This window comes from Pseudomonas sp. LB3P25, from assembly GCF_054897985.1.
Genome location: NZ_CM142711.1, coordinates 1295901 through 1322791, shown reverse-complemented (window position 1 = coordinate 1322791; position 26891 = coordinate 1295901). Strand labels below are relative to the sequence as shown.

The 26891-nt window shown below is 59.3% G+C and carries 21 protein-coding genes and 1 pseudogene; 16 read left to right on the top strand and 6 right to left on the bottom strand.

The window, feature by feature from the left end; translation table 11 throughout:
* Positions 1 to 11 precede the first annotated feature (11 nt).
* The 9 genes from algK to ACYZTW_RS05700 all read left to right on the top strand — a co-directional run bounded on the left by algK (position 12) and on the right by ACYZTW_RS05700 (position 12433).
* Entirely contained in the window at positions 12 to 1418 is a 1407-nt protein-coding gene (gene algK, locus ACYZTW_RS05740) for an alginate biosynthesis TPR repeat lipoprotein AlgK (protein ID WP_462004091.1), read from the top strand.
* Positions 1415 to 2902 (top strand): alginate export family protein, encoded by a 1488-nt coding sequence (locus tag ACYZTW_RS05735; protein WP_462004090.1) that lies wholly within the window; start codon positions 1415 to 1417, stop codon positions 2900 to 2902. The genes algK and ACYZTW_RS05735 overlap by 4 nt, the downstream gene beginning before the upstream one ends.
* 26 nt (positions 2903 to 2928) lie before the next feature.
* On the top strand, positions 2929 to 4518 hold the full coding sequence (gene algG / locus ACYZTW_RS05730) for a mannuronan 5-epimerase AlgG (protein ID WP_462004089.1): 1590 nt from the start codon (positions 2929 to 2931) through the stop codon (positions 4516 to 4518).
* Between the two features lie 10 nt (positions 4519 to 4528).
* Positions 4529 to 5980 carry an alginate O-acetyltransferase gene (locus ACYZTW_RS05725; RefSeq protein ID WP_462004088.1) on the top strand — a complete coding sequence of 484 codons (1452 nt, stop codon included), beginning with the start codon at positions 4529 to 4531 and terminating at the stop codon, positions 5978 to 5980.
* Between the two features lie 7 nt (positions 5981 to 5987).
* Complete coding sequence (locus ACYZTW_RS05720; RefSeq protein WP_462004087.1) at positions 5988 to 7112, top strand: mannuronate-specific alginate lyase; 1125 nt, start codon at positions 5988 to 5990, stop codon at positions 7110 to 7112.
* 216 nt (positions 7113 to 7328) lie between these two features.
* Positions 7329 to 8894 carry an MBOAT family O-acyltransferase gene (locus ACYZTW_RS05715; RefSeq protein ID WP_462004086.1) on the top strand — a complete coding sequence of 522 codons (1566 nt, stop codon included), beginning with the start codon at positions 7329 to 7331 and terminating at the stop codon, positions 8892 to 8894.
* An 11-nt stretch (positions 8895 to 8905) separates the two neighbouring features.
* A complete protein-coding gene (locus ACYZTW_RS05710) occupies positions 8906 to 10081 on the top strand; it encodes an alginate O-acetyltransferase (RefSeq protein ID WP_462004085.1) in 1176 nt (391 codons plus the stop codon).
* 17 nt (positions 10082 to 10098) lie between these two features.
* Positions 10099 to 10767 carry an alginate O-acetyltransferase AlgF gene (locus ACYZTW_RS05705; RefSeq protein WP_462004084.1) on the top strand — a complete coding sequence of 223 codons (669 nt, stop codon included), beginning with the start codon at positions 10099 to 10101 and terminating at the stop codon, positions 10765 to 10767.
* A gap of 214 nt (positions 10768 to 10981) precedes the next feature.
* Entirely contained in the window at positions 10982 to 12433 is a 1452-nt protein-coding gene (locus tag ACYZTW_RS05700) for a mannose-1-phosphate guanylyltransferase/mannose-6-phosphate isomerase (protein ID WP_462004083.1), read from the top strand.
* A gap of 81 nt (positions 12434 to 12514) precedes the next feature.
* Here ACYZTW_RS05700 and ACYZTW_RS05695 read toward each other — a convergent pair whose 3' ends face one another.
* Positions 12515 to 13105: a hypothetical protein gene (locus ACYZTW_RS05695; RefSeq protein WP_462004082.1), complete on the bottom strand. Its 591-nt coding sequence runs from the start codon at positions 13103 to 13105 to the stop codon at positions 12515 to 12517.
* A 305-nt stretch (positions 13106 to 13410) separates the two neighbouring features.
* Positions 13411 to 15363: pseudogene (locus tag ACYZTW_RS05690) on the bottom strand (RHS repeat-associated core domain-containing protein); the annotation flags it as partial.
* Between the two features lie 182 nt (positions 15364 to 15545).
* On the opposite strand from ACYZTW_RS05690, the gene ACYZTW_RS05685 reads away from it, so the two are divergent.
* From ACYZTW_RS05685 to ACYZTW_RS05675, 3 genes are all read left to right on the top strand, one after another.
* Positions 15546 to 16010, top strand: coding sequence for a multidrug transporter (locus tag ACYZTW_RS05685; RefSeq protein ID WP_462004081.1), 465 nt, complete (start codon positions 15546 to 15548; stop codon positions 16008 to 16010).
* A gap of 32 nt (positions 16011 to 16042) precedes the next feature.
* Complete coding sequence (locus ACYZTW_RS05680) at positions 16043 to 16867, top strand: SDR family oxidoreductase (RefSeq protein WP_462004080.1); 825 nt, start codon at positions 16043 to 16045, stop codon at positions 16865 to 16867.
* A gap of 145 nt (positions 16868 to 17012) precedes the next feature.
* A complete protein-coding gene (locus tag ACYZTW_RS05675) occupies positions 17013 to 17411 on the top strand; it encodes a DUF4440 domain-containing protein (RefSeq protein WP_462004079.1) in 399 nt (132 codons plus the stop codon).
* A gap of 128 nt (positions 17412 to 17539) precedes the next feature.
* Here ACYZTW_RS05675 and ACYZTW_RS05670 read toward each other — a convergent pair whose 3' ends face one another.
* The 4 genes from ACYZTW_RS05670 to ACYZTW_RS05655 form a co-directional block, all read right to left on the bottom strand.
* Positions 17540 to 18388, bottom strand: a complete 849-nt coding sequence (locus tag ACYZTW_RS05670) for an efflux RND transporter periplasmic adaptor subunit (protein WP_462004078.1) — start codon at positions 18386 to 18388, stop codon at positions 17540 to 17542.
* A 39-nt stretch (positions 18389 to 18427) separates the two neighbouring features.
* A complete protein-coding gene (locus ACYZTW_RS05665; protein ID WP_007896379.1) occupies positions 18428 to 18628 on the bottom strand; it encodes a DUF1656 domain-containing protein in 201 nt (66 codons plus the stop codon).
* On the bottom strand, positions 18618 to 20810 hold the full coding sequence (locus tag ACYZTW_RS05660) for an FUSC family protein (protein WP_462004077.1): 2193 nt from the start codon (positions 20808 to 20810) through the stop codon (positions 18618 to 18620). Before ACYZTW_RS05660 ends, ACYZTW_RS05665 begins: the two co-directional genes overlap by 11 nt.
* A 138-nt stretch (positions 20811 to 20948) precedes the next feature.
* The gene (locus tag ACYZTW_RS05655; protein WP_462004076.1) at positions 20949 to 22460 is read right to left on the bottom strand and encodes an efflux transporter outer membrane subunit; all 1512 of its coding nucleotides are present in this window, start codon (positions 22458 to 22460) and stop codon (positions 20949 to 20951) included.
* Positions 22461 to 22785: 325 nt separating this feature from the next.
* On the opposite strand from ACYZTW_RS05655, the gene ACYZTW_RS05650 reads away from it, so the two are divergent.
* From ACYZTW_RS05650 to ACYZTW_RS05635, 4 genes are all read left to right on the top strand, one after another.
* Positions 22786 to 23754: a LysR family transcriptional regulator gene (locus ACYZTW_RS05650; protein WP_462004075.1), complete on the top strand. Its 969-nt coding sequence runs from the start codon at positions 22786 to 22788 to the stop codon at positions 23752 to 23754.
* 332 nt (positions 23755 to 24086) lie between these two features.
* Positions 24087 to 24464, top strand: coding sequence for a DUF6124 family protein (locus tag ACYZTW_RS05645; RefSeq protein WP_462004074.1), 378 nt, complete (start codon positions 24087 to 24089; stop codon positions 24462 to 24464).
* A gap of 790 nt (positions 24465 to 25254) precedes the next feature.
* Positions 25255 to 26229, top strand: coding sequence for a 2-hydroxyacid dehydrogenase (locus ACYZTW_RS05640; RefSeq protein WP_462004073.1), 975 nt, complete (start codon positions 25255 to 25257; stop codon positions 26227 to 26229).
* 141 nt (positions 26230 to 26370) lie between these two features.
* On the top strand, positions 26371 to 26880 hold the full coding sequence (locus tag ACYZTW_RS05635) for a DUF2165 family protein (RefSeq protein WP_462004071.1): 510 nt from the start codon (positions 26371 to 26373) through the stop codon (positions 26878 to 26880).
* The last annotated feature ends 11 nt before the right edge of the window (positions 26881 to 26891 follow it).

Here is a 26891-nt window from a genome sequence, read left to right as displayed (position 1 = left end):
CAACAGAGGACATGCCCGTGACTAGCCCACTCAGAATCCTGCCAGTCCCGCTGACTCTGGCCATGGCAATCGCCCTGGCCGGATGCGCCGGCCTGCCCGACCAGCGTCTGGCCAACGAAGCCCTCAAGCGCGGCGATACCACGCTGGCGGCGCAGAATTACCAGCAACTGGCAGACCTGGGCTACAGCGAAGCACAGGTTGGCCTCGCCGATATCCAGGTCGACAGCCGTGACCCGGCGCAGATCAAGAAAGCTGAGGCGACTTATCGCGCCGCGGCCGGCGTCTCGCCGCGAGCTCAGGCTCGCCTGGGTCGTCTGCTGGTGGCCAAACCCGGCTCCACCGAAGCCGAACAGCACGAAGCCGAAGGCCTGTTGAAAAAAGCCTCGGCCAATGGTGAAGGCAACACCCTGATTCCGCTGGCGATGCTGTACCTGCAATACCCGCACAGTTTCCCGAACGTCAACGCGCAGCAGCAGATCAGCCAATGGCGTGCCGAAGGCAAACCGGAAGCGGGCCTGGCCCAAGTGCTGCTCTATCGCACCCAGGGCACTTACGACCAGCACCTGGACGAAGTGGAAACGATCTGCAAAGCCGCGTTGAACACCACCGACATCTGCTACGTTGAACTGGCCACGGTCTATCAGAAAAAAGCCCAGCCAGAACAAACAGCCGAGCTAATCAAGCAGATGCAGGCCGCTCATGCTCGCGGCGCGGTGTCCGCTCAGCGAATCGACAGCGTGGCCCGTGTACTGGGCGATGCTACCCTCGGCAAGACCGACGAGAAAACCGCTCAGTCGCTGCTCGAAGGCATCGCTCCTGCCTACCCTGCTTCCTGGGTCAGCCTGGCGCAATTGCTCTACGACTTCCCCGAACTGGGTGACGTCGACACGATGATGAAGTACCTGGACAACGGTCGCGCGGCTGACCAGCCACGTGCCGAACTGTTGCTGGGCAAACTCTACTACGAAGGCAAATGGGTGCCGGCCGACGCCAAAGTCGCCGAAGAGCACTTCAAGAAAGCTGTCGACAAGGAAGTGGCCGCCGATTACTACCTCGGCCAGATCTACCGTCGCGGTTACCTGGGCAAGGTCTATCCGCAAAAAGCGCTGGATCACCTGCTCAAAGCTGCGCGTAACGGCCAGAACAGTGCCGACTTCGCCATCGCCCAACTGTTTTCCCAAGGCAAGGGCACCCGGCCCGACCCGCTTAACGCTTATGTCTTCAGCCAATTGGCCAAGGCTCAGAACACCCCGCAAGCCACGGAGCTTGCACAAACACTCGAAGCCCAACTGCCGCCTGCCCAGCTCGTCGAGGCCCAACGCCTGTTGAAACAAGAACAGGCCGTTCGTGGTGCCTTGAGCCAGAACACGCTGGAACTGCATGCCCTGGAAGAAGAAGACGGCGAGGAATCCCTATGAAGTTGAATCCATTTGTTAAGGCCGGTATTGGCCTGTCATTCGCCCTCTTGTGGTCGTGCCCGACTCTGGCAGCCCTGACTGAAAGCAAGAACTACGGCCTTGACGTCAAAGTCACCGCCCAGTCCGAAGACGACGCCGACCTCGGCACTGCCAAGGGCGGTGACGTCAATGGCGTCGGCCTTGACTTGCGTCCGTGGGTCTATGGCGAGAGCGGCGCGTGGAGCGCCTATGCCATGGGTCAGGCCGTGACGTCCACCGACATCATCGAGACCGACACCCTGCAACAGTCCGACAGTGACGGCACCCAGCCCACCGACAACGGTGATCGCAAGACCAAGAAAAACTACTTGGCGATGCGCGAGTTCTGGGTCGGTTACAGCGGCCTGACGCCCTACCCCGGCGAGATGCTCAAACTCGGTCGCCAGCGCCTGCGCAATGACGACGGCCAATGGCGCGACACCAACATCGAAGCCCTGAACTGGACCTTCGACACCACCCTGTTGCGCGCCAACGCCGGTGTTGCCGAACGCTTCAGCGAGTACCGCACCGACCTCACCGAACTCGCGCCCAAGGACAAGGATCGCCTGCACGCTTACGCCGACGCGGCGTACCAGTGGAACCCGGGCAACTGGGTCGGCATTCGCGGTCATCACACCCACGATGACGGCAAGCTCGATACCGCGCAGCCAGGTGTTCCCGCCGATTCTCTGGACAAGAAAGAGAATGGCGACATCAGCTGGATCGGCCTTACCGCCGACAGCGATGCCTACAACTGGCGCAACACCAACACCGTCAATTACTGGGGCAGCGTGACCGGCATGAGCGGTGACCGTGACAAGGTCAACCCGCTCAACGCCGACGGCACCGCTCCGGCACAAGCCAAAACCAATGGCAATGTTGATGGCTGGGCCACCGATTTGGGTGTGCGTCTGCGCCTCGATCCGCAATGGCAAGTCGGTGCAGCCTATGCCCGCGCCAGCGCTGATTACGAACAGAACGGCCTGGAAAGTAACCGCTCGAACTACACCGGTACTCAATCGCGGGTTCACCGTTTCGGCGAAGCCTTCCGTGGCGAAATGAACAACATGCAGAGCGCGACCTTGTTCGGTTCGTGGATGCTCAACGACGAATACGACGCCAGTGTGATCTACCACAAATTCTGGCGCGTCGACGGCAACAAGCCTGTCGGCAGCAACGGCATCAACGCCGTCGAGAACAACACCGACGACGCGACCGGCGCGATTCTTTCCAGCACGTCTCTGCCGCTGGAAGATGGCAACAAAGACCTCGGTCAGGAAATGGACGTGGTCGTCACCAAGTACTTCAAGCAAGGCCTGCTGCCCGCAGCCTTGAGCCAATCGATCGATGAGCCTTCGGCCCTGGTGCGTTTGCGTGGCGGTGTGTTCAAGCCCGGCGATGCGTATGGCAAAGGCGTCGACTCATACATGCACCGCGCGTTTGTCGACGTGATCTGGCGCTTCTGATGCGAACCGCTAAGGGAGTTCCTGACATGTACAGTCCGAAGAGAGGCTCGATAACCTTGCTGGCCGGCGCGATGTTGCTGGCCAGTACGGCAGTCTTCGCCACTGTGGAGCCGGCCTCGCCCGTTCAAAAAGGCCAGCCGGCGACCATTGCCAAGGGATTGCAACAGGCCAAGACCTACACCGTCAGCAGCGCACCGACCGCGCCGCTGGAGTTGGCCAAGCCGAAACTGCCGGACACCTCCGGCTACACCGCCGAAGCCATCGCCGCGAAAGTCGTGCGCACCAAGGCCGGCAAAATCAGCGTGCGCCGGATGATGCAGGAAAACGCCCTGAAGGACTTCATCGGCGGCGATAACAAGATGGCTGAATGGGTGGTGCGTCAGCACGGTATCCCACAGGCGATTTTCATCGACGACGGCTACATGAACCTCAAGGATCTGGCCAAGAAGCTGCCCAAGCAGTACTTCAGCGAAACCTCGCCGGGTGTATTCCTGGCGAAGTTGCCGATCGTGGTGGGTGAGAAAGGCATCCTGGAAATCGACAAGCAGACCCAGGAACTGCGCCTGTCCCAAGAGGCCGGTTCGTTCCTGGTCAACGACGGTCAGCTATTCGTGCGCGATACCAAAATCACTGGCTGGAGCGAGAAGGCAAACGGCCCGGCGACGTTCAAGTCGCCGAAGGAATTCCGTCCGTTCCTGCTGTCCTGGGGCGGCACCCAGACCTACATCGCCAACAGCAAGATCGCCAGTTTCGGCTACGCCAACAGTAAGTCCTACGGCGTGAGTATTTCCCAGTACACGCCGAACATGGCCAAGGTGCTCAAGCGCCCTGAACCGACCGGCTGGATCGTCGGTTCCGAGTTCTCGGACATGTGGTATGGCTTCTACTGCTACGAAACCCAGGGCTTCGTGGTCAAGGGCAACACCTACAAAGACAATATCGTCTACGGCATTGACCCGCATGACCGTTCCCACGGTCTGATCATTGCCGACAACACAGTGTTTGGGACCAAGAAGAAACACGGGATCATTATTTCCCGTGAAGTGAACGACAGCTTCATCTTCAACAACCGCAGCTACGACAACAAGTTGTCGGGCCTGGTAATCGACCGTAACAGCGTCAACAACCTGATCGCCTACAACGAGATCTACAAGAACCACACCGACGGCATCACCCTCTACGAGAGTGCCGACAACCTGCTGTGGGGCAACAAGGTGATCAGCAACCGTCGCCACGGCATCCGTATTCGTAACAGCGTGAACATCCGTCTTTACGAAAACCTGTCCATGGCCAACGGCCTGACCGGCGTCTACGGGCACATCAAGGACCTGAGCGACACCGACCGGGACATCAAGCTCGACCCGTTCGACGCCCAGGTGTCCCTGATCGTGGTCGGCGGCGAACTGGCCGGCAACGGCAGCGGCCCGCTGTCCATCGACTCGCCGTTGAGCGTGGAGTTGTATCGCGTGTCGATGCTCGCGCCGACCAAATCCAGCGGCATCAGCTTCTCGGGGATTCTCGGCGAGCGCCAGGACGAAATTCTCGACCTGCTGGTGCGCCAGCAGAAAGCCGTGCTGATCGACCCTGTCGAACGCCAGACCAAAATGCGGGACTGAGGATAATTTTATGCACCCACACTTGATCAAATTACTCAGCCTGTCGGCCCTGACCGCCGGCATTCTCGTGGCCAGCGCCGGCGCTCGTGCCGATGAAGCCAAAGCACCCAGCTTCGACGCCGAACCGTGCTGCAACCTGTGCCCGGAAGCCCACGACGCGAAGAACTACACCACGCGTTACCAGCAGAACTTCACCACGCTGGTGCAGGCTCAGGGCGACTGGTTGTTCCGTACGCAAGAAGACTTGCGCACCGAGTTCGACACCACACCCGGCGGCTACAAACGCATGAAAGAACTGCACGATGCGTTCAAGAGCAAAGGTGTGGAACTGGTCATCGTCTACCAGCCGACCCGTGGTCTTGTGAACCGCAACAAGCTCAACCCGGAAGACAAGGCCAAGTACGATTTCGACAAGGCCTTGAAGAACTACAAGACCATGCTCGGGCGTTTCGCCGCCATGGGCTACACCGTGCCGGACCTGTCGCCGCTGACCAACGAGTCGCTGCCTGACACCCTGCCGGCCCACGATTTCTACTTCCAGGGCGACCAACACTGGACGCCTTATGGCGCCCAGCGCACGGCGAAAATCGTCGGTGAGCAAATCAAGAAAATGCCGGCCTTTGCCGACGTGCCCAAGCGCGAATTCGTGAGCCATAAGTCGGGTCGTATGGGCAAGACCGGAACGTTACACAACATGGCTGGTCAACTCTGTGGCACTAGCTACGCGATCCAGTACATGGATCAGTTCACCACCGAGCCGAAAGGTGAAGCAGCTGATGGCGATCTGTTCAGTGATTCCGGCAATCCGGAAGTCACCCTGGTCGGTACCAGCCACAGTGGCAAGAACTACAACTTCGCCGGTTTCCTCGAAGAGGCCATCGGCGCCGACATCCTCAACGTGGCGTTCCCCGGCGGTGGCCTGGAAGGTTCGATGCTGCAGTACCTGGGCAGCGAAGAGTTCCAGACCAAGCCACCGAAGATTCTGATCTGGGAATTCTCGCCGCTCTATCGCCTCGACCAGGAAACCATCTACCGCCAGATGATGGCGCTGCTGGACAACGGTTGCGAAGGAAAGGATGCACAGATGACCGGCAGCACCACGTTGAAACCGGGCAAGAACGAATTGATGGTCAACAGCAAGAACCTGAACCTGCAAAACAGCAGCCACCAGGTTGATATCCGCTTCGCCGATCCGTCGGTGAAAACTCTGCAAGCCACCCTCTGGTACATGAACGGTCGCCACGAGGACATCAAGATCGATAAGCCGGAAACTTCCGACACCGACGGGCGTTTCGCCTTTGAGTTGCGCACGGACGAAGACTGGGCCTCGCAGAATCTGCTGGCCGTCGAAATCCAGGGCCCTGCTGAAGCAGGTGCCGCGCCACAGAAAGTCGAAGCGAAAATCTGCAAACGCAACGTGTTCCCTGGCGCTGGGCAGCGTACCGCTCAGACCGGGCAATGAGGCAACTATGCAAACCCGAACTTTGAAAAAGTTACTCGCGCCCTCCCTGCTGACTCTGGCGATGTTCGCCGGAGCCACCCAGGCCGCCGCGCCCCTGCGTCCACCCCAGGGTTACTTCGCGCCGATTGAAAAAGTCAAAACCGGCGACAAGAGCGAAGGCTGTGATGCGATGCCGACGCCGTACACCGGCTCACTGCAATTTCGCAGCAAGTACGAAGGTTCCGACAAGGCCCGTTCGACCCTGAACGAGGCATCGGAAAAAGCCTTCCGCGACAGCACCGCCGACATCACCAAACTGGAACGCGGCACCAGCAAGCGCGTGATGCAGTTCATGCGTGACGGTCGTCCGGAACAACTCGAGTGCACGCTGAACTGGTTGACCGCCTGGGCCAAGGCCGATGCGTTAATGTCCAAGGACTTCAACCATACCGGCAAGTCGATGCGCAAATGGGCCTTGGGCAGCATGGCGTCTTCGTACATTCGCCTGAAGTTTTCCGACTCCCACCCGTTGGCGAATCATCCGCAAGAATCGCAGTTGATTGAAGCCTGGTTCAACAAAATGGCCGATCAGGTGGTCAGCGACTGGGACAACTTGCCGCTGGAACAAACCAACAACCATTCGTACTGGGCCGCCTGGTCGGTGATGGCAACGTCCATCGCCACCAACCGCCGCGACCTGTTCGACTGGTCGGTGAAGGAGTTCAAGGTCGGCGCCAATCAAATCGACGCGCAGGGTTTCCTGCCCAACGAACTCAAGCGCCAGCAACGCGCCCTCGCCTATCACAACTACGCCCTGCCGCCACTGGCAATGATCGCCAGTTTCGCTCAGGTCAACGGTGTGGACTTGCGTCAGGAAAACAACGGCGCATTGAAACGCCTGGGTGATCGAGTGCTCGCGGGTGTCAAAGACCCGGATGAATTCGAGAAGAAGAACGGTAAGGATCAGGACATGACCGACCTGAAAGTCGACTCGAAATTCGCCTGGCTCGAACCGTTCTGCTCGCTCTACACCTGCTCGCCGGATGTGCTTGAGAAAAAGCACGAGATGCAGCCGTTCAAAACCTTCCGCCTCGGTGGTGACCTGACCAAGGTCTACGACCCGGCGAATGAGAAAGGCAAAAAAGGCTCCTAGAGCCAAACGCAAAACCCCTTGTGGGAGCGAGCCTGCTTGCGAATGCGGTCCGACATTCACCAATGATGTCGACTGATACACCGCTTTCGCGAGCAGGCCCGCTCCCACAGGGTCAGTGCAAGACATGAATTTTGTGTGATGTATCCCCCGGATTTCGGTGGGGGGTTAGGGGGGGCCGTTGGCCCTTGACTGTTGGTTAAACATGGAGAGACCGGGATGGTATTTTCATCCAACGTGTTCCTGTTTTTGTTCTTGCCGATCTTTCTCGGCATGTACTACTTAAGCGGAATACGCTATCGCAACCTGCTGCTGCTGATCGCCAGCTACGTGTTCTATGCCTGGTGGCGCGTGGACTTCCTTGCGCTGTTCGCAGCCGTCACGCTGTGGAACTACTGGATCGGCCTCAAAGTCGGTGCCGCAGGCGTTCGGACCAAACCGGCACAACGCTGGTTGCTCCTGGGCGTGGCCGTCGATCTGTGCATTCTCGGCTACTTCAAGTACGCCAACTTCGGCGTCGACAGCATCAACGCGATGATGACCTCCGTCGGTCTGTCGCCGTTCATCCTGACCCACGTACTGTTGCCGATCGGGATCTCGTTCTACATCTTCGAGTCCATCAGCTACATCATCGACGTCTACCGTGGTGACACGCCGGCGACCCGTAACCTGATCGACTTTGCCGCTTTCGTGGCGATCTTCCCGCACCTGATCGCCGGTCCCGTGTTGCGTTTCCGCGACCTCGCCGACCAGTTCAACAACCGCACTCACACCCTCGACAAGTTCTCCGAAGGTGCGACGCGATTCATGCAGGGCTTCATCAAAAAGGTCTTCATCGCCGACACCCTGGCGGTGGTAGCCGACCATTGCTTCGCCTTGCAGAACCCGACCACGGGCGATGCCTGGCTCGGCGCGCTGGCCTACACCGCGCAGTTGTATTTCGACTTCTCCGGCTACAGCGACATGGCCATCGGCCTGGGCTTGATGATGGGTTTCCGCTTCATGGAAAACTTCAAACAGCCGTACATCAGCCAGTCGATCACCGAGTTCTGGCGTCGCTGGCACATCAGCCTGTCCACCTGGTTGCGTGACTACCTGTACATCACGCTGGGCGGTAACCGTAAAGGTACGCTGATGACCTATCGCAACCTGTTCCTGACCATGCTGCTCGGTGGTCTGTGGCACGGCGCGAACATCACGTACATCGTTTGGGGTGCGTGGCACGGCATGTGGTTGGCGATCGAGAAGGCCCTGGGCCTGAACACCTCGCCACGCAGCATCAACCCGATCCGCTGGGCGCTGACCTTCCTGCTCGTGGTTATGGGCTGGGTGATCTTCCGCTCGGAAAACCTGCACGTCGCCGGTCGTATGTACGGCGCGATGTTCAGCTTCGGCGAATGGTCACTGTCGGAACTCAACCAGGCCAGCCTCACCGGCCTGCAAGTGGCGACTCTGGTGGTGGCTTACATCACCCTGGCGTTCTTCGGCATTCGTGACTTCTACACCAATCTGCCGCCTGAGAAGACCAAGCCTGTTGTGAACGTCGAGGCCGATGGCCCGGCCACCGCCACACCTGGAATGATCAAAGCCGTACCGGGCGACAACCCGGGCAGCATCCACGAGCCTGGCTACACCGTCGGCGTTGAAGCGACCGTGCAACCGGCCTACTGGACCGCTGACTGGTCTCGTTACGTGATGCGCACGCTGGTACTGGTGTTGTTCATCGCCTCGATTTTCAAACTCTCGGCGCAAAGCTTCTCGCCGTTCCTTTACTTCCAGTTCTGAGGGATCTGACTATGACCCGCTCATTACGCATCCTCTACATCGGCCTGTTCCTGCTGACCCTGCTGGTGTTGGGCCTGTGGTCCACGCGCAGTTTCTTCGGCTTTAACACCAGCGCCGAAACGACGGTGCTCAACGGCCGCTGGACCAAAGCCGTGGAAACACATTACGACGACGAGTTTCCGATCAAGCGTCTGGGCACCAACCTTTGGGCCGCGCTGGATTTCAAACTGTTCAACGAAGGTCGTCCGGGCGTCGTGCTCGGCCGCGATCAGTGGTTGTACAGCGACGAGGAATTCAACCCGATCGTCAACGAAGAGCTGAACCTGCAAGGCAACTACGCGCTGGTTGAAGGCGTGCGCCAGGAACTGAAAGCGAAAGGCGTGAAACTGGTCATGGCGATCGTGCCGGCCAAGACTCGCCTGTACCCGGAACACCTGGGTGAAGTGAAGCCTTCGAGCATCCATGCCAACCTCTATGAGGACTTCCACGCTCATGTGGCGGCCAACAAGGTCCTCGCGCCCGACCTGTTCGGCCCGATGCTAAAAGCCAAGTTGGACGGTCAGCAAGTATTCCTGCGCACCGACACCCACTGGACCCCGGAAGGCGCACAAGTCGCCGCCGAGACCCTGGCGAAATCCATTACCGACAAATACCCGCTGAGCGGCGAGCCGCAACACTTCGTCACTGAACCTGCGGAGAAGGTGACTCACAAGGGCGACCTGCGGTTGTTCCTGCCGCTGGACCCGCTGTTCGAAAACCTGATGCCCAAGACTGAGCCGTTGCAGAAACGCAACACCGTTGCGGCCCAGGACCAGCCTGCCGGTGATGACGCCCTGTTCGCCAACACTGAAGTGCCGGTGGCCCTGATCGGCACCAGCTACAGCGCCAACCCCAACTGGAACTTCGTCGGTGCGCTGAAACAAGCGCTGAACAGCGACGTGGTCAATTACGCCGAAGACGGCCACGGCCCGATTCTGCCGATGCTCAGCTATCTGAAAAGCGATGCTTTCAAGAACAGCCCGCCACAAGTGCTGATCTGGGAGTTTCCTGAACGTTATCTGCCTGTGAACAACGAAATCGGTGACGCCGACCCGCAGTGGGTCGCAGAGCTCAAAGAAGCCGGCGTTCGCCAACAAAACGTAGCCGCAAACACTAAATCCGAGACGCCCGACCGGGCGCAAAACTGAAAGAGAGAGGTACTTCCATGACTTTCACTACTACTCCTCGCCGTCTCGCCGCTCGCTCCTTAAAAGCAGTTGCTTTGGCCGCGACCTTCAGCGTCCTTTCCATGAACGCCTTCGCCGGTGGTGACTCCGCGCTCTACGGCCCGACCGCACCGAAAGGCTCCAGCTTCGTGCGTGTCTACAACGCCGGTAACGCTGAAGTCAGCGCCACCGTCGGCACCACCAACCTGGCCGAAGTCGCGCCGCTGTCCAGCAGTGACTTCAGCTTTATGCCGGGCGGCGATTACAGCGCCAAAGTCGGCAGCCAGACCCTGCCGGTGAAACTGGCCGGTGATCACTATTACACCCTGGTCAGCAACGCCAGCGGCGCACCGCAACTGATCGAAGAGCCACCGTTCAAGAACAAGCAGAAATCCCTGGTTCGCGTGCAGAACCTCAGCGACAAGGCGCTGACCCTGAAAACCGCTGACGGCAAGACCGAAGTGGTCCCGACCGTGGCTGCCAAGAGCCGTGGCGAGCGTGAAATCAACCCGGTCAAAGTCAGCCTCGCTCTATACGATGGCGACAAGAAAGTCGGCGACGTGAAACCGGTTGCCCTGGAACGCGGTGAAGCCGCCGTGCTGTACGTCACCGGCACCGGCAGCAGCCTGGCGCCAGTCTGGGTAAAACGCCCGGTTTCGACGCGCTAACACATTTGCCTGACTGACACGGTTCCCTTGTGGGAGCGAGCCTGCTCGCGAAAGCGGTCTGACATTCAACATCGATGTCGACCAATAAGCCGCCTTCGCGAGCAGGCTCGCTCCCACACCGACCCGCAGCACCAGTCGGGCCACGGAATAAGAACAAGAGTGAAACGACAGAACGCAGTAGCTCTGACCCATACGATTTTCAAGGAGTAACAACATGATTCCGGTGATCTTGTCAGGTGGTAGTGGCTCACGTCTTTGGCCGCTTTCGCGTAAGCAATTCCCTAAGCAATTCCTCGCCCTGACCGGCGAACAAACTCTGTTCCAGCAAACCCTGGAACGCCTGGTGTTCGAAGGCATGGACACCCCGATCGTGGTCTGCAACAAGGAACACCGTTTCATCGTCAACGAGCAACTGGACGCCCGTAAACTGGATGTACAGCGCATCCTGATGGAACCGTTCGGCCGCAACACCTCGCCGGCGGTGGCCTTGACCGCAATGATGCTGGTCAACGAAGGTCGCGACGAGTTGATGCTGGTGCTGCCGGCCGACCACGTGCTGAAAGATCAGAAAGCCCTGCAACGCGCCCTGGCCCTGGCCACGGTCGCTGCAGAAAACGGCGAAATGGTGCTGTTCGGCGTACCAGCCACCAAACCGGAAACCGGCTATGGCTACATCAAGTCGACCAATGATTCGCTGCTGCCGGAAGGCGTCAGCCGCGTCTCGCACTTCGTCGAAAAACCGGACCTGAAACGCGCCACCGAGTTCGTCGAGTCCGGCGGTTACTTCTGGAACAGCGGCATGTTCCTGTTCCGCGCCAGCCGCTTCCTCGAAGAGCTGAAAAAGCACGATCCGGACATCTACGACACCTGCCTGCTGACCCTGGAACGCAGCGAGCAGGATGCCGACACGGTCGACATCGACTCCGCTACCTTCGCTTGCTGCCCGGACAATTCCATCGACTACTCGGTGATGGAAAAAACCCAACGCGCTTGCGTTGTACCACTCACTGCAGGCTGGAGCGATGTCGGCTGCTGGTCGTCGCTGTGGGAAGTGAATGAAAAAGACGCCAACGGCAACGTCACCAAAGGCGACGTGGTCATCCAGGACAGCAAAAACTGCATGATCCATGGCAACGGCAAACTGGTGTCAGTGATTGGCCTGGAAAACATCGTGGTCGTCGAAACCAAGGACGCCATGATGATCGCCCACAAGGACAAGGTCCAAGGCGTGAAACAGATGGTCAACACGCTCAACGAACAAGGCCGCAGCGAAACCCAGACCCACTGCGAAGTCTATCGTCCGTGGGGCTCCTACGACTCGGTGGACATGGGCGGCCGCTTCCAGGTCAAGCGCATCTCGGTCAAACCGGGCGCGTGCCTGTCGCTGCAGATGCACCACCACCGCGCCGAACACTGGATCGTGGTCAGCGGCACCGCTGAAGTGACCTGCGACGAAAACGTGTTCCTGCTCACTGAGAACCAGTCGACCTACATCCCGATCGCCTCAGTCCACCGCTTGCGCAATCCGGGCAAGATCTCGCTGGAAATCATCGAAGTGCAGTCGGGCAGCTACCTGGGCGAAGACGATATCGAGCGGTTTGAAGATATCTACGGTCGCTCTACCCCGATCGAACGCGGCGTATCGGTGAAAACCATCGCGCAGTGATTGATCTGTAACACAAGAAGCCCCCGTCCAACCCGCTGCGTTTCCCTATCCGCAGCGGGTTGGGGGGGCTTTTTTCTTGCATCAGCCTTTTGACATTTGTCGAACCGGGGCTGACCTGGATGTTCCATTCAGTGATTGTCGTCTTCCGGCATAAGGCTTGGGCGCGACAAGCTCAATGAAATCCTGGTTTCGGTTCAACGTCTGAACCACTGCCTGCGTCTGCATCGAGAGCTCAGCGATACGCTCGAAGGTTTCCGGATCCGCGCTACCGGAAACGGCGAATTCAGTTTTGATTGCCTGCATCCTGAACTCCATCATATCGATCACTGCTGGCGTCTCGTCGTAAGCCTCGCTAAGTGATGTCGCGCTCAGTCCTTGCGATGCCTGGTAAAACTCCCGACCTGTCTTGATCAGACCCGGCGCTTCCGATCCCAGCTTACTGGCCACCTTACCGACAACTTTATCCACAACCGCAGTGGTGACTTTTCCCCCCAATTGCTTTCGCCCTTCACGTGTCCGCGGGTCAACCGCCGACAGTTCAAGTTTTGCCGTTGCAAGACTGAGTTTCTTTTTGGGTTCAACGCTCTCAATGAATGCTTTAGGGTTCATTTCGTTACCCTTGAAGTTGATCGGACGGTCCAGTCGATAGGTGTCCACCACCTTGGAAATCAAAGCATCTGCTGCCTTGGAGCCGACTTTCGCCCCGACCTTGGCCCCCAGCGTTGCCCCCCCCCCGGACCTATCAACCCACCCAAGGCACCGCCTGCCGCAGTACCTGCCGACGTACCGGCAGCACTGACGGCACTGCTGGCAAGTTGGGTAATTACTCGTCTACCCAACGCTTTGAACCGATGCTTCGGGTAGGCGTGATTGAGCATTGAATTCTTAACGTCAGAAGCAGCTTGACCTACCGATGTCACCAAGGCACGTTGCTTGTCCACGCCTTGGCTCAACTCTGAAGCTTCGGTCTTTGCACCGCCGTCGCTATCGACATAATTCATGGGCGAGTTACCGACCATCTGATACAGGTTCGGACCATCGACGAACCCCTTGGGATCAGGATTGAGCCAGCGCTGCAACCACGGCACGTAATAACGCAGGCCGTAGTAATAAAGCCCGGTGGCATCCCGTTCTTTGCCCGAGTAGCGAATGACTTTATAACTGACCTCTATCACATCATCCCCGGCAAACCAGGCCGTTGCGCCAAACGGGTAATAGATTTCCCGACTGATGATTCGCGCGTCATCCGCAAGCTCCAAGGTGCAAGAACTCAAGTGATCGACGAGGCTGTAACGGTACTGATCGTTGCTCATGCCGTGCGGTGAATCGCTCTCCCTGTGCAGCACGCGCACGCTGTTGAGACCCGCCTGGGCGGTGATCACCTGCAACTTCTTTGCAGTCCCGTCATCGGTGCGCAGTTCAAGTCCCGGCAAGTAACGCACTTCAGCCACCACGGTTCGGGCATTGGTCTGTAACGAGCGGATTTTGCGCACGCGCTGGCCACCGCCATCGTAGACATAGGACTCCCGATCATTGAGCCCAGAGGCGCGCTCTACCGGACTGACCGATTGCAACTGGTTACGCAGGTCCCACGTCAAAAACCGCCCCTGGTCCAGCTCCAGTAAATTGCCCCGAGTGTCGAACGCAGCGGCGATTGCTTCCTCGGTGGGCGGCACGCCATTGCGCCAGGGCAGATAGCGATTGCTATCACGCGCGGCCTTCAATTTATGTCCAGGCCCCTGCGCGCCGACGTGTGTCAGCTCTCGCAAATTGCCACCCTCGTCGTAACTGTAGATCTGGTGGTAATTGCTGACCGCCGCAGGATCGGTCCGCCCCACGGATTCCGGCCCCTGGTTAGGGCCACCCGCCTCCCAGCCAAAGGCCTCGATCAATTGGTAAAGGCTGTCGTAGATAAAGCGACTGACCGGGTCGATACGCTGGTTGGCGAAGTAATGCACCGGCAGTGCCTTGTCCTCAATGCGCAGGACATTGCCCGTCCGGTCATAGTCGTAGATCAGATGCTGCAACCACCGGGCACTCGCGTCCTGTGCCCGACGCTCCATCAATAAGCCGTCTTCAGCGCGGTAAAGGAGGGTTGTTTGTACGTCGTTGCCGGCGGTTTCGTGCGTCACTTGCCCCTCAGCGTTGTACTCGATATCGCTGACCAGCGTTTTCCAGGTGGTCAGTCCCTGAAGTTGCAGACGCGTCTCACGCAAGCGTCCGTCAAGGGTTAGGCTGAAGGCCTGGCAGTTGCCCTAGGCATCGGTCTGTTCCAGCACATCATTCAGTGGACCGAAATTCCACGTCGAAGCGGCCCCCTCCCCAGGCTCAAGCAGCCGCTGGCGATCGGCTTCCAACTGCGGCCAGTCCGGTGCAACAGGGTCCAGGGTGAAGTGACGGACTTGCTTCACGCATTGGCCAGTTATTGAAAATGACTCGAACAGCACTGTCCCTGCCAGGTCGTCATGACGGATCAACTGCCCGCATTGATTCTGGTCGCCATGATCAGGACCGCCATAGGCCATGCGTTCCTCAGTCACGCCCTTCTCGAACACTGCCACAGGACGAAGCAAGTCGTCGTATTCGACCTCGCGTAGCGTGCCTCGGCTGTCCCATCCCAGCAAAATCTCATTGCCCAGACCTGGCAGGTTGAGCTGCCAACCGGCATCAACGCTGTCAGTGAACAGCACACTACCCGACAGCGAAAACACCGTCGTGAGGTTGGCGCGCCTCAGCGGATCTTCTTTTGGCAGCGCCCAAAGCCGAGGATCCCACTGTTCAACCGCACGTCCTGCGGCATCGTAAAAAGTGCGGTTGATGCGTGCCTGAGTGGGGTCGGTTTCGACAGCGCGCCAATAATCAACCGAACGGATCGGCAGACCACGCGGGTCGATAACAGACAGTCGGGGTGTTTTGTGGTGCATTCCCATCGTCAAGGCCTGCATGCGGGTGGCGTCCTTGTTTACCAGCGGTCATCTAACCGCGCTGGGACAGGCCAGGCTACTGTCAGAAATTACAGTGCCGACCAACGGCAACAGACCTTGATCGGTGAATGTCCATTCCTTCGGCCCTTCGGTAGGATGGTGGTCATGAGTTCAAGGAGCGTTCAAACATGTTCATCGGCGTCCTGCTGGTCATCACCTGGCTGATTTTGTTGCTGCGCTATCCGGCCAAGGCATTGCAGGTTTCGGTGGCGGCGGCCATCGGGCTGGGCCTGGTGGCAACCTGGGTGATCTGGATGGATAACCGCGAGGTCAAGCAACTGGCGCGCCTGGAGTTGCGCATCACCTACGCGCCCGAACACTGCCCGGCTGACCGGCCGTTGCAACTGAAAATGAACAACGGCAACGACGTGCCGCTGACCGAGTTGCGCTGGCGCGTCGCCGCGTATGCGCCGGGTGATACGGTCAATCTGGCCGACAATCAATACGCTGCCCCGCGCTATCGCGGGCCCGGTGAATTGCAGGCCGGCGCGAACTGGGAAGACTGCTTGCCCCTGCCGCCGCTGCGTCCTGGCTATCGCCCGCAAACGCTGGAGTTTCGCGCCGAGCATTTGCAAGGTAGTTTCTCCGACTAATTCCCTTCTTCTTTTTGCACAAGGACCGCGCCATGCCTGTTGCGTTAATTACCGGTTGCTCCAGCGGCATAGGCCGCGCCCTCGCTGATGTTTTCAAAAATGCCGGATACGACGTCTGGGCCAGCGCCCGCAAGGCTGAAGACGTGGCGGCTCTGGCCGCTGCCGGTTTCACCGCCGTGCAACTGGACGTCAACGACGGCGCGGCACTCGAACACTTGAGCGAGCGCATCAACCAGCAACATGGCGGCCTCGACGTGCTGATCAACAATGCCGGTTACGGCGCCATGGGGCCGTTGCTCGACGGCGGCGTGCCGGCCATGCAGCGGCAATTCGAAACCAATGTGTTCGCCATCGTCGGCGTCACCCGCGCCCTGTTCCCGGTGCTGCGTCGCGCCAAGGGTCTGGTGGTGAACATCGGCAGCGTGTCCGGGGTTTTGGTCACGCCGTTCGCCGGCGCCTACTGCGCCTCGAAAGCGGCGGTGCATGCCTTGACCGATGCGTTGCGTATGGAACTGGCACCATTTGGCGTGCGGGTCATGGAAGTCCAGCCGGGCGCCATCGCCTCCAGTTTTGCCAAGAATGCCGGCCATGAGGCCGAGCAGTTGATCACCGAACAATCGCCCTGGTTTCCGCTGCGTGAAGGCATTCGCGCACGGGCCAAGGCCTCTCAGGACAACCCGACGCCGGCCAAGGAGTTTGCCGCCGGGTTGCTCAAGGCCGTGCAGCAGAGCAAACCTCCGCGTCTGATTCGTTTGGGCAATGGCAGCCGGGCGTTGCCGTTACTGGCGGGGTTGTTGCCTAAAGGGCTGCTGGAGGCGGGGTTGATGAAGCGGTTCGGGCTGAAGGGGCAACTCTAAGACCGAGTCGACGCCTTCGCGAGCAGGCTCGCTCCCACAGGGGGAATGCATTGCAAATGTGGGAGCAAGCCTGCTCGCGATGACGCCCGAACAAGCACTGAAAACCTTGAACCTTTACCGAAATCCATAAGTGATCACATCTCCCATGACCGACTACACCGAATACTTCGACGAAGTGATCCAGGCCCACGTCGCTATTGAGCAATGGTTGGCCGAGGAACAAGACGCATCCGCGCTTGAACAATTACTGACCCGATTTTCACCGCAGTTTTCCATGCTCTCGCCGTTGGGCCGGGTGCTGGATTTCGACGCCTTGAGTGAGTTGTTTCTGATGGCGGCCGGGAAGAAGCTCGGGTTCAGGATTGAGCTAAGCGAGTTGCGCGGCATTGCTTTGTACGACGGTGGAGCGACTGTGAGTTATCGCGAGCAACAGACGGATGCAACCGGTCTGCATTCTGACCGACGTTCGACCGTGGTGTTTGAGAAGCGGGCCGATGGCAAGCTCATTTGGCGGCATTTGCATGAGACGTTTTGCAAGGGATGAACCTGAGTCGCGCCCATCGCGAGCAGGCTCGCTCCCACAGGGGATTTGCGTCGTTCACCGAATCAGCGTTCGAACTCGGTCAATGTGGGAGCGAGCCTGCTCGCGATGGGCGCGACTCGGTCTTACGGTCAGTTAACCACAACGGTGCAAGTAATCCCCGCCGCCAACAGCACCCCCTCCGGCACTTCATCAATGTGAATCCGCACCGGTACCCGCTGCGCCAAGCGCACCCAGTTAAAGGTCGGGTTCACATCGGCAATCAGCTCGCGACTTTCCGGGTTATCACGGTCGTAGATGCCGCGAGAAATGCTTTCCACATGCCCCTTCAACACTTCCCCACTCATCAGCTGCATGTCGGCTTTATCGCCGACCCGCACGTGGGGCAATTTGGTTTCCTCGAAGAAGCCGTAGACCCAGAACGAGTTCATGTCGACCACGGCCATTTTCGCTTCACCGATGCGTGCGTAATCGCCGCGATGCACATTGAGGTTGGTCACGTAACCGTCCACTGCTGCGCGGACCTCGGTGCGTTTGAGGTTCAGTTCGGCGGCTTCCAGTTGCGCTTGTGCGTGCTGGTAATCGGCCAGTGCGGAGTCGGCGATGTTGCTGGCGTCGTCGCGGTTTTCCCTGGAGATCACCAGGTTGTCCATGTCAGCGCGGCGGTGGGCGTTGACCTTGCGCATCTCCCACGTCGACTTGCGCGAGGCCACCAGCGCCTGCGCCTGTTTGACCGCGATGCGGTAGTGCTCGGGGTCGATCTGCATCAGCAGGTCACCCTTCTTCACCCGTTGGTTGTCACGCACTGGCACGTCCACCACTTCCCCGGTGACGTCGGCGGCGACGTTGATGATGTCGGCGCGCACCCGGCCGTCGCGGGTCCATGGCGTGTCCATGTAATGCACCCACAGGGTCCGGCCGATCCACATTGCAAGGGCCAGCACCAGCAGGGTAGCGAGCAGGCTGAAAAGCTTTTTCATCAGGGCCTTCTTCAGAGATAGAGAGTCAGTGATAGAGAGTCAACGGTAAACAGTCAGCGCCAGGGCGCCGAACAGACAGGTAAACAGACTCAGGCGCAGCAGCGCCGGGTGCCAGAAGAAGCGGTACAGATCGAACCCGGACAGGAACCGATCGAGCGCCCAGGCCAGCGCCGCCGCGATAAAAAACATCAGGGTCATGGTCGGCATGTACACGCCGTGGAAAGCGATTTCACGAGGCATGTTCAAGTCCTTGCGGCTTGGTGTTGGTGTAAGCAGCGAGCGGTGATTGCGGGTCGAGCAGCGAGGTGCGGATGAAGTGCAAATAGCTCTTCACCCGACGCAAGGCCGAGGTGTCGAAGTGCGGCGCGAAAGGTTCGTCGGTGGCTTGCACGCGGCTGATCGCATGGTCGACCGCGATCAGGCTGCGCTCCAGATTGCTCTGGCTCGGTTGCAGAAACAGCCGCACCAACGAGCGGCCCATCACGCGGATTGCCTGGCGCCACGGTTGGGATTCGGCATAGGCCGGGTGCACCGGCAGGATCGCCTGTTCCTTGCGCAACTCAATGATCGCGTGGCCGACTTCCAGCACCACAAACATCCAGCGCAGCAAGTCCCGTTGTACCTGCGGCTGCCCTGCCGCGAGACCGTAGGCCTGATGCAACAGGTCGCGGGTGCTGCTTTCGAAACTCGACGCCAGGCCCTTGAGTTTGCCGCTGATGGCGTACACCACTTGCCCGCGCAAATCCTGTTCCAGCCGACGCCACAACCAGCGGCTGTTGGGCGGCAGAATGATCGCCCCGGCCGCCGCGCACACCAGCATGCCGAGCACCATGGCGATGTAGTCGTTGATGAAGGCGTAAGGGTTGTAAACGGTGAGGTTGTCCGGCACCGAACCGGTGCTGAAGAAGATCAGCAGGCCGAGCCCTACGCCCGCATATTGCGGCCGTGAAGTCAGGAACGAACCCAGCACGATCACCGGTGCGAGCATCACGCAGAGCAACGGAAAACCGTCGATCCAAGGGAAGATGAAAAACATCTCGACGAAGCCGATCAGGGCCCCGAGGAACGTCCCGCAAGCCATCTGAAACGCCATGCGCTTCGGGTTCGGTGTCGCCGCCGAAAGGCCCACGGTCGCGGCGGCAATCAGGGTCATGGTCGCACCGCTCGGCCACGCCGTGGCGACCCAATAGCTGCCGAGTACAACCAGAATGAACGCCGCGCGAATCCCCGAGGCGGCCGACGCCATCCAGTTGGTTTGCGGAGTGAACGGCTCATCCCATTGCTCGCGCGCGTGACTGTGATCGGCCAGCGACGCGTGGGTCTGTGCATAACTGTGCAAGTCGTCGACGAAGCGATAGAGCAGTTCATACGCGGTATGAAAATCCAGCTGCTCGGCGTCGCTCGGCTCGCTCTCTTGAAAGATTGCCCGCAAGCTGCGAACGCGCGCCGGCAGGTTTTCCTTATAGGTCGTCAATGCAATCGTCAGGCGCGCAGCATCGGGGCTCGTCAGGGCGCGGCCGCTGAAACCGTCGAGCACTTCCGCCAGGTCTTGTAACCCTGGTTTGATCGCCGCGACCACGTGATCGGTGCCGCTGCCGCGCAAGCGCTCAAGCAACTGGTGCAAGGCGTTGAAGCGCGTGGTGATGCCCATGAATTCGCTGTTCAAGCGGCTGAGCCGACCGTTGCGCCGACGCATGTGCGGGTCTTCGAACACGGTGACGCTACGCAGTCCTTCCAGCCCCACAGCCTCAGCGATGAAGCGCACGTTGCTCGCCTCGAAAGCCTCCCGTTTGCTGCGACCGCGCAGGCCATCGGTGACGAACAACGCGAAGACGCCGAAGCGTTGATACAAGGCGTTGCGCATGGCGGCGCTGGCGGTTTGCGGCAGGATCGAGGCGCTGACCAGCGTCGAGCAAATAATCCCCAGCGAAATTTCCAGCACCCGCCAAACCGCCGCCATAAACGCGCCGTCCGGGTGCGCCAAGGCAGGCAAACCGACCATCGCGGCAGTGTAACCGGCGAGCACGAAACCGTAAGCGCGGAAGTTACGATAGCGCGCCGCGCCCGCCGAACAGATGCCCACCCAAATCGCCAATGAGCCGAGGAACAGCTCGGTGTTCTGCGCAAACAAGGCAATCAGCGCAACCATCACCGCCGAGCCGGCCAAGGTGCCGAGGAAGCGATAGAAACTCTTGGCGAATACGTGGCCGCTTTGCGGTTGCATGACGATGAACACAGTGATCATCGCCGTGCGCGGTTGCGGCAACTCCAGACGCATGGCCAGCCACAACGTCAGAAACGCCGCGAACAAGACCTTGAAAATGTAGACCCAGGTCACGCCATCGCTGCGCGCCCAGTCAAAGAAACCCCGGCGCCATTCAAGGGAATACAGCCAGCGCAAAGGTGCGGGCAAGGGGGTCATGAAATTCTGCTCAATGCAATTCAGTCAGGTGAGGAACCTGTGGGAGCGAGCCTGCTCGCGAATGCGGTGTGTCAGTCACTGCTGATGTCGCCTGACACACCGCTTTCGCGAGCAGGCTCGCTCCCACAGGTTGCATGTTCAATTCGAGAGGCTCTTGAGAAGGGCCGGGGTTTTCGGTGCCTGGGTCTGACTGTCTTTTGGCACATCGTTGCCCGCGCCGAGTCCACCGCCGAGCGCCGTCACCAGTTCGGCGTGAGCACTCAGTCGCGCCGCCTGCACCTGTTGCTGAACTTGTTGCTGTTTGAACAACAAGGTCTGGGCGTTGAGCACGTTGAGGTAATCGGTGAGGCCGCGCTGGTAGGCGATCATCGCGATGTCGTAAGTCTTCTGCGCAGTCGCCACCGACTCGGCGGCAAAACCCTGCTGCTTGTCCATGGACTCGCGGCGGATCAGCTGGTCGGAGATGTTTTTCAACGCGTTGACCAGCGTCTGGTTGTACTTGGCCACGGCGATGTCGTAACCGGCCGAGGCTTCGCCCAGCTCCGAGCGCAAACGGCCGCCTTCGAAGATCGGCAACGAGATGGCCGGGCCGACGCCGTAGTTGAGCTTCTTGCCGGTCAAAAACTCCAGCGCCCCGCCGCCGGTGGCCATGTAGCCGAGGCTGCCGACCAGATCGACGTTGGGGTAGAACCCGGCGTGCGCAACATCTATACCGCGCGCCTGGGCCGCCACTTGCCAGCGACTGGCGACCACGTCCGGACGCTGGCCGAGCAATTGCGCAGGCAAGGACGAAGGCAACTTCAGCACTGCGCCCAACGACAGCGTCGGCCGTTGCAACTGCGCTCCCTCCCCCGGACCTTTGCCCGCAAGGGCCGCGAGCTGGTTGCGGCTGAGGGCGATTTCTTCGTCCAGCGCATCGATCTGGCGGTGGGTTTCCGGCAGCGGCGTTTCGGCCTGACTGACTTCGAAATGGGTGCCGATGCCGCCGTTCAGGCGCTTCTGCGCGAGGTCGAGAATTTGCTGTTGCTGCTTCAGGGTCGCGGCGACGATGTCCCGTTGCGCGTAATGCAACGACAACTCGATGTAGGCGCGCACGATGTTGTTCTGCAATTCGAGCTGGGCCAGCCGCGCTTCGGCAGCGGTCATGTGAGCCATGTCCACAGCGCGCTCGGTGGCGTTGCTTTCACGGCCCCAAAGGTCGAGGGCGTAGCTGAAGCCCAATGCCGCGTTGTTGTCCCACGTGGTGGTGTTGGCCAATTCGCCCGGCCCGTAGAACTGATCGGTGGGCCAGTTGTGGCGTTTGAGGGTGGATTCGCCATTGATCTGCAGCGACTCGGCGGACTCGGCGATCCCGGCCATGGATTTGGCCTGACGCACTCGCGCCGCCGCCATGGCCATGGTCGGGCTGCCTTGCAGGGCGAGGTCGATCCAGCGGTTCAGTTGCGGGTCGCCATAGGCCTGCCACCATTGCGCGGTGGGCCAGTGAGCGTCCTGTGCGGCGTTCTGGATGGCTTCGTCGGTGGCCAATGAATCGGCCTCCAACGCCTTGCCCTGTGGGGCAATACCTCCGGTACCGATGCAGCCGCTGATTGCCAGGGTTAAAGCCAAAACACTGAGCGTCTTGAGCGCTCTGTTGATGCGACGCGGCACTGCTGCAAATTCCTGAGGTGGGGGGAGGTATAAGATTTTGTGGGAACGGCACCGCAACCCTGTGGGAGCGAGCCTGCTCGCGAAGGCGGTGTGTCATTTGGCTCAGATGTTGACTGACCTACCGCCTTCGCGAGCAGGCTCGCTCCCACAGGGTTTGATGTTCCAGCGGTGGCGCAATTCTAGGGGTCGGCTTTGTTGGCGATAAGCTGGGAATCCTGTGAATCTTTGTTACCGTTAACGCGATAATCCGTTGGTCCATCTTTAGTCGCCTGTAAAAAATCAGCAACTTCGTGTCACAATTTGCCATTCGCTTAGAGAGCACCCCATGGACACTTTGCAAAACATGCGCGCCTTCAGTTACGTGGCCGAGGCCGGCAGCTTCACCGCCGCCGCCGTGCAACTCGACACCACCACGGCCAACGTCTCGCGCGCGGTCTCCAACCTGGAAGCCCACCTGCAAACCCGCCTGCTCAACCGCACCACCCGACGCATCGCCCTGACCGAAGCCGGCAAGCGCTATCTGTTGCGCTGCGAGCAGATCCTGGCCTACGTCGAAGAAGCCGAAGCCGAAGCCAGCGACGCCCACGCCCGCCCGGCCGGGCAGCTCAAGGTGCACACCATGACCGGCATCGGTCAGCACTTCGTGATCGACGCCATCGCCCGCTACCGCAAGACCCACCCCGACGTCACCTTCGACCTGACCATGGCCAACCGTGTGCCGGACTTGCTGGACGAGGGCTACGACGTGTCCATCGTGCTCGCCAGCGAACTGCCGGACTCGGGTTTTGTTTCCCAGCGTTTGGGCATCACCTACAGCATCGTTTGCGCCTCACCGGCCTATGTGAAAGCCAACGGTTGCGCGCAGAAGCCCAGCGACTTGCTGAACCACGCCTGCCTGCGTTTGGTGAGCCCGGTGATTCCGCTGGAGAAGTGGACCTTCGACGGGCCTGAAGGCCAGGAAATGGTCACCATTAATAGCTCACCGTTTTTGGTGAACTCCGCTGATGCGATGAAGACCGCGATCATCAGCGGCATGGGGATTGGCGTGTTGCCGGTGTATGCGGCGATTGAAGGCTTGCGTAACGGGAGTCTGGTGCGGGTGATGCCCAAGTACCGCTCGCAGGAATTGAACCTGTATGCGATCTACCCGTCGCGGCAGTATCTGGACGCTAAGATCAAGACGTGGGTCGAGTACTTGCGTGGCTCGTTGCCGGAGATCTTGGCGGCGCATCAGGCGGAATTGGTGGCGTATGAATTGAGCGGGAGCATGGGTGGGGTTCGGGTGGCGAACTGATTTCACGGTCCTACAGATGCGGTGATTTTGGGGAATGTTTCCGACGGGTTCTGTCGGTTGTTGGGTCGGAAGGGAAATGGGTAGGCTTTTGGGGTCGCTGGCATTTCAGCGATCAGGCCTGGAAACCTGATAAACACGTCAACAGCTCATGGCATACTGCGGCGCTTTTTTCTGCTCGCAATGTTCTGTTATGGCAGCTGTGCGCGGGAGACCTTCGGGTCTGCCGGGTTTTGGCGGGTTTATCCGGTTTTCCAGCCTGCGCACGGCTGCCACCCTTTCGTCTGGAAGCGAAAATGGCGGCTCCAATAAACACGCCAATGAGTAACGTCCGCATGATTAAAGAAACACCGAACCCTCCGGAAACCGACGACGTTTCCCCCTACGAATCCCTCGATTCCAAAAAACTCAACGACGCCGCCGAACGCGCGCTGAATCACTACCTCAATCCTGCTGCCCTCAAATCACCGACCACCCGCAAACCCAGCACGATGTTTATGCTCGCTCCGGACCTCAAAGACGAAGACCTGCTGGCCCATACCTGTGAATCGTTGGCCCAGGCCAGTGTGATGGCCAGTGATTTTGCGGGGTATCTGGAAGGCCCGCATCGGAACACGGCGATGGCGATCCAGCAGATCGTCATGCTGGCCGAGCTGGCGGTGAACCGGATGCTGGATAACATCAACACACCAAAACCTGCGCCACACCGCTAATCCCCTGTAGGAGCTGAGCTTGCTCGCGATAGCGGTGTGTCTGTCGACATCAATGTTGAATGAACCATCGCCATCGCGAGCAGGCTCACTCCCACAGTAGATCGTGTACATCAGCAAAATACTGGTCGGCTTTCAGGCTGCCATCGCAGGCAAGCCAGCTCCCACAGTTGGATTGGGTACATCAGCAAAATACTGGTCGGCTGTCAGGCCGCCTTCGCGGGCAAGTCGGGTCGCCGCATCGCTTGCTCCTACAAAAGCAAAAGCAAAAACAGACCTGCATACACCCGCCCCTCACCACTCAACAGGCCGAGCGTTAGCTCGCCTGCAGCCCTTGATCTTGATCCACCCGCCCCTTCGGGAGGCTGAGTGGAGGCGTTCATCTGGGGGGTAGGCGCGAAGCGCCGTGCGGCGAAGCCGCACACATCGAGAGGAGGTCGAAGCGAAGCCGACCCGAGGCGATGCCCCCAGATGAATGCCGGAACGAAGGAACGCCGAGCCTAGGCGAGGGGCCGGACGCTCGGGGCGAAGACTTTTGGTTACTTTTTGTCGTTTGAAAAAGTGACTCGCTGTAAGAGCGAAACCATTAGCGGCCGTTACCGCAGGAATGGATATGTACACCTGAATGAGACTGGTCGGCTGTCAGGCCGCCATCGCAGCGATGCGGCGACCCGACAAGCCAGCTCCCACAGTTCTGGACGGTGTACTTCGGGCCAGTCCGAGTACTCGCACAACGCTGGAAAAGAATGTTAGCGTGCTTGGCATTCACCAAGCCCCGACGAGCCCTCCTCCCATGAAAAAGACCGTCCTCGCCTTCAGCCGCGTCACTCCCGAAATGGTCGAACGCCTGAAGCAAGACTTCGACGTCATCGTGCCAAACCCGAAAAACGGCGACATCAACGCCCAATTCAACGAAGCCCTGCCCCACGCCCACGGCCTCATCGGCGTCGGTCGCAAACTCGGTCGCGCACAACTGGAAAACGCCGCCAAACTGGAAGTCGTCTCCAGCGTCTCGGTCGGCTACGACAACTACGACGTCGCCTACTTCAACGAGCGCGGCATCATGCTCACCAACACCCCCGACGTCCTAACCGAAAGCACCGCCGACCTGGCCTTCGCCCTGCTCATGAGCAGCGCCCGCCGCGTCGCCGAACTGGACGCCTGGACCAAGGCTGGCCAATGGCAAGCCACCGTCGGCGCGCCATTGTTCGGCTGCGATGTACACGGCAAAACCCTGGGCATCGTCGGCATGGGCAACATCGGTGCGGCCATCGCCCGACGTGGCCGACTGGGCTTCAACATGCCGATCCTCTACAGCGGAAACAGCCGCAAGACCGAGCTGGAGCAAGAACTCGGCGCCCAATTCCGCACACTGGATCAACTGCTGGCCGAAGCCGATTTCGTCTGCCTGGTAGTGCCGCTCAGCGAAAAAACCAGACACCTGATCAGCCATCGCGAACTGGCACTGATGAAACCAAGCGCCATTTTGGTAAACATCTCCCGCGGCCCGGTGGTGGACGAACCTGCCCTGATCGAAGCACTGCAAAACAACCGGATTCGCGGCGCCGGGCTGGACGTTTACGAGAAAGAACCGCTGGCCGAGTCCCCCCTGTTCCAACTGAAAAACGCGGTGACATTGCCGCACATCGGCTCGGCGACTCATGAAACTCGCGAAGCCATGGCCAACCGTGCCTTGGCCAATCTGCGCAGCGCTTTGCTGGGTGAGCGACCGCAAGACCTGGTGAACCCACAAGTTTGGAAGCGCTAACTAAAAAGGGCAGACGCTTTAAACGTCTGCCCGTTCCATACACAACTTGCAATTCAGTCTACCGACGAAAACAAGATAGGCACTATAGACTCTCCACCATTGACCCGACACTCGGATTATTAGTTATGGAGAGCGCTAACCTTGAACAACATTACAACCGACAAGATCATCCGATACAGCAAAGTAATACTGATGGCTTATATAAGTTTCTTTGGCCTGCTGGTGATGTACAGCAACTTCACCGACTACGCATCCAACTATGAATATGTCGGTCACGTCCTGAGCATGGACACCACCCGAGAAAACCTGAACCTGAGCTACAGGGCAATTACCTCGCCCATGCTCCACCACCGAATCTATTGGATCATTATTACCCTCGAAGTCACTTATACCGCTTTCTGCTTACTAGGTGCCTATCATCTTTATCGAAACATAAACGCCGCTTCCGAAAACTTTCATGAGGCGAAGAAGTTTGCAATTATCGGATTATTGATCGCCCTGTTTGTTTATTACATCTGCCTGCAAGTGGTCGGTGTCGAATGGTTCAATATGGATGAATCACAAACCTGGAACGCGAAGGACTGGGCTCGGCATATCGTCGATTTCATATTGCCTTTGCTGATATTTATAGCCATTAGAATTGAGCGCTGAGTGGCCTCAAC

Coding starts and splice junctions, on each gene's coding strand:
- ACYZTW_RS05675 (WP_462004079.1), top strand. CDS start 17,013: ATGACCGACTACACCGAATACTTCGACGAAGTGATCCAGGCCCACGTC.
- ACYZTW_RS05705 (WP_462004084.1), top strand. CDS start 10,099: ATGACTTTCACTACTACTCCTCGCCGTCTCGCCGCTCGCTCCTTAAAA.
- ACYZTW_RS05710 (WP_462004085.1), top strand. CDS start 8,906: ATGACCCGCTCATTACGCATCCTCTACATCGGCCTGTTCCTGCTGACC.
- ACYZTW_RS05685 (WP_462004081.1), top strand. CDS start 15,546: ATGTTCATCGGCGTCCTGCTGGTCATCACCTGGCTGATTTTGTTGCTG.
- ACYZTW_RS05720 (WP_462004087.1), top strand. CDS start 5,988: ATGCAAACCCGAACTTTGAAAAAGTTACTCGCGCCCTCCCTGCTGACT.
- ACYZTW_RS05700 (WP_462004083.1), top strand. CDS start 10,982: ATGATTCCGGTGATCTTGTCAGGTGGTAGTGGCTCACGTCTTTGGCCG.
- ACYZTW_RS05670 (WP_462004078.1), bottom strand. CDS start 18,388: ATGAAAAAGCTTTTCAGCCTGCTCGCTACCCTGCTGGTGCTGGCCCTT.
- algG (WP_462004089.1), top strand. CDS start 2,929: ATGTACAGTCCGAAGAGAGGCTCGATAACCTTGCTGGCCGGCGCGATG.
- ACYZTW_RS05665 (WP_007896379.1), bottom strand. CDS start 18,628: ATGCCTCGTGAAATCGCTTTCCACGGCGTGTACATGCCGACCATGACC.
- ACYZTW_RS05640 (WP_462004073.1), top strand. CDS start 25,255: ATGAAAAAGACCGTCCTCGCCTTCAGCCGCGTCACTCCCGAAATGGTC.
- ACYZTW_RS05680 (WP_462004080.1), top strand. CDS start 16,043: ATGCCTGTTGCGTTAATTACCGGTTGCTCCAGCGGCATAGGCCGCGCC.
- algK (WP_462004091.1), top strand. CDS start 12: ATGCCCGTGACTAGCCCACTCAGAATCCTGCCAGTCCCGCTGACTCTG.
- ACYZTW_RS05645 (WP_462004074.1), top strand. CDS start 24,087: ATGATTAAAGAAACACCGAACCCTCCGGAAACCGACGACGTTTCCCCC.
- ACYZTW_RS05725 (WP_462004088.1), top strand. CDS start 4,529: ATGCACCCACACTTGATCAAATTACTCAGCCTGTCGGCCCTGACCGCC.
- ACYZTW_RS05735 (WP_462004090.1), top strand. CDS start 1,415: ATGAAGTTGAATCCATTTGTTAAGGCCGGTATTGGCCTGTCATTCGCC.
- ACYZTW_RS05715 (WP_462004086.1), top strand. CDS start 7,329: ATGGTATTTTCATCCAACGTGTTCCTGTTTTTGTTCTTGCCGATCTTT.
- ACYZTW_RS05660 (WP_462004077.1), bottom strand. CDS start 20,810: ATGACCCCCTTGCCCGCACCTTTGCGCTGGCTGTATTCCCTTGAATGG.
- ACYZTW_RS05650 (WP_462004075.1), top strand. CDS start 22,786: ATGGACACTTTGCAAAACATGCGCGCCTTCAGTTACGTGGCCGAGGCC.